The organism is Afipia felis ATCC 53690 (assembly GCF_000314735.2).
In the GTDB taxonomy this organism is placed as follows: Bacteria; Pseudomonadota; Alphaproteobacteria; order Rhizobiales; family Xanthobacteraceae; genus Afipia; species Afipia felis.
Window position 1 is genome coordinate 1 of the sequence record NZ_KB375277.1, and the last position, 2,558, is coordinate 2,558.

Below are 2,558 nucleotides of genomic sequence, written 5' to 3' on the forward strand. Positions count from 1 at the left end.
CCATTCTGCCCCACCAGCTCCTCTTGCCACATGAAGCCAGTGCCGAACGCGCCCATGTCACCGAACCACGCGGGCGCATGCAGATAGAAATTATCGTGGCCGGGATGCAGTGAGGCGTAGCAGACGTCGGCCGTGCTCCACAGCCATTGCTTGACGGGCTTGAACTGCTCGAGATCCTTGTCCTGAATTCCGAGCTCGAACCAGCGTTCCGCCGGATTGATCGCCTTGGTGAAGGTGCCGCCGACAAAATCATCGAGCGAGTAAAGCGGCGTGCTATCGAACGGATCATCGGCGCCGTCACGCTCACGCCGTTCATTGCTGTTGAAAACCGTGCCATCGGGCCGCAGCAGACGCGCCAGATCTCGCCACGTCGGTTCATCCCGTGCTCGTTCCTGCTCGAGCTCACCCTGCGGCTCTTCGATCTCGCGCCAAGTAATCATTACTGACCCGCCAGCATGCGATAGCCGACCGGCGGCTCGCCGAATTGCGTGGGCAGACCGATGCCGTTCGATGCCTTGAGGCGCTTGCGCAGCTCATCGTCCATCGCACCGCGGGCGCTTTCGCTGTCGGCGGCCGGAACTGAGGATGACTGGGCAAGCAGGTTGGCGTCCTGCTGGGCCTTCAATGCGGCATCCGCCGAAGCCTTTGCCGTCGCAGAGGCGTCCTTCACAGCCTTGGTCTGCTCGTTGATGGCGTTAATCTCGGCCTGGCTCGGACCGCCGCCGCCGAAAATGCTGTGAACTGCCGACGATAACCAGCTCATGAGGACGACCCCGGTTCAGCCATGGAAGCCGAACCCTACGGCCGCCCGGGTGCCGTCAACCGTTCCTATCCACGCCCGCGCTTGTGCGGATTGTACCGGCCGGCGTTCCGGGCCTCCTCGCGGCGGCGCTCACGGCGCTGCCGATCCTCGCGCTGTCGGGTCTTTGCTGCTGCCGTGCCGCACAGCGTCGAGCCGTATTGCTCGGCATCGCCGATGTGGCTGTCCGGCGTTTTCGCGATTGAGGCCCGATCGTTCGTCCCCTGCAGGCGGCGGAAGTGATAGGTCTGGTTCTTGCCGCGCCGAAGCGCCTTACAGGATGGATCGAGAATGTAGCCCGGCCGGCCACCTTCAAGGTTCAGCGAGATCTTGTCGCGGATTACCTCACAGCGGGCATCGATATCCTGATTGCTCACCTTGGCACAGACCACCTTGCGGCCTAGGTGCTTTGAGAGACGCAAGCGCTCGGATCCTTCACTGACTTCGCCGACGTCATCTGTTTCACCATTACCCATCGCAGGATCGCAGACCGTCGCAAACTCGCAACCGGCAAAGCGCCGCCCCTCGAGCACCAGCATTTCCTCGGCAAGTTCTTTCATGCCGCCTCGCTCAAGGCAGATTTCCGCCAAGATACGCAATTGCCCGTCGTTCGTTTCCTGGGCATACCACGCCGCCGGCGTCAGGCCGCCGTCAACACCGACCAGCACAGGCAGATACGGAAAGACCTGCAGCGGCATCGGCGAAACCATGCGCTGATCGTCGAACCGCGAATAGACGAGATCCATATCGCGAGAGAAACCCGGCAGGTTGTCGACCATGCGCCGCACCCACCACGGGCGGTGCGCATTGATGCGCGCCTGGTAATCGTAATATTCACGCCCCATGGCCTTGAGGTTTTCGGCGCCGGGATCGCGACCGCCAGGCTGGCGGAAAAGCTTGTATCCCTCTTTTGGATCCTCGTGCAGGTCGCGATAGGTCCAGCTCAACACGTCAGGTGCGTTCATGTCGCCATAGATCCGGCCGCCCCGACGAATGACGGCGCGCGGCGGTGAACGACCGACACGACCGACAAGGTACGTGAACAGGTTTTCCGGCATCGTGTCGATTTCGTTGAGATACACATCGGTGAACTGCAGGCCGCGCAGATCTTCCGGCGACGCGCTTTCGCCGAATGCCAGAAAATGAACCGTGAGCTCGATGCGTCCGAAGCCGTCATCGAAGCGAACAACGTGCTTCGCAGCGCGCGGACTGGCACCCGTCCATTCCGAGCCCGGAAAATTCTTGGGGATCACGGTGAAATAGGAAGGGATTGTAGCCTTCCACAAATTATCGTACTTCTCACGAAACACGCCGAGTTCGTATCGGCGCACCCCGTCCGCACCGGGATAAATCCTTTGAGCTTCGACCAGCATCTTCTTGAAGGAGGACGTCGTTTTCGCGGAGCCTTGCGGCCCCTCGATCACAGACACATCGGCTGTCGACAGCATGTAATCATCACTGATCGGACCAGCCGAAGTCAGAACATCGTGGCCGGCGTTTTGCGCCAGCGCCGAATTCATATCGTTTCCAAAGTTTACAGCGGGCGTCGTCATGCGGCGCTCGCTTTTTTTGCGCGCTGAAGTTTCGGCAGCCCCGCGCCCCGCGCCCCAGGTCGACACAACAAATTTTCGCGCTCGCCGCTCGATCCTTCGCAGACAGCGCAGCAGATCGACTGCGTGCGGGACAATCTCAGGAACCTAGGGCAGGCGGCCGCTCGATTTGAGTTTTGGGGGTCGCCTGCCGGCCGGGCCCCGGGGGG

General features: G+C 61.4%; 3 protein-coding genes. All 3 read right to left on the minus strand.

The window, feature by feature from the left end; all coding sequences use genetic code 11:
• A partial coding sequence (locus tag HMPREF9697_RS20035; protein ID WP_002719097.1) for a portal protein occupies positions 1–440 on the minus strand: 440 nt, incomplete at its 3' end.
• On the minus strand, positions 440–763 hold the full coding sequence (locus tag HMPREF9697_RS20040) for a hypothetical protein (RefSeq protein ID WP_002719098.1): 324 nt from the start codon (positions 761–763) through the stop codon (positions 440–442). The genes HMPREF9697_RS20040 and HMPREF9697_RS20035, both read right to left, overlap by 1 nt.
• Positions 764–828: 65 nt before the next feature.
• Positions 829–2,352 carry a hypothetical protein gene (locus tag HMPREF9697_RS20045; protein ID WP_002719099.1) on the minus strand — a complete coding sequence of 508 codons (1,524 nt, stop codon included), beginning with the start codon at positions 2,350–2,352 and terminating at the stop codon, positions 829–831.
• Positions 2,353–2,558 lie beyond the last annotated feature (206 nt).

What these genes read in the sequence shown, in the direction of transcription:
- HMPREF9697_RS20040 (WP_002719098.1), bottom strand. Translation starts at nt 763, where the DNA reads ATGAGCTGGTTATCGTCGGCAGTTCACAGCATTTTCGGCGGCGGCGGT.
- HMPREF9697_RS20045 (WP_002719099.1), bottom strand. Translation starts at nt 2,352, where the DNA reads ATGACGACGCCCGCTGTAAACTTTGGAAACGATATGAATTCGGCGCTG.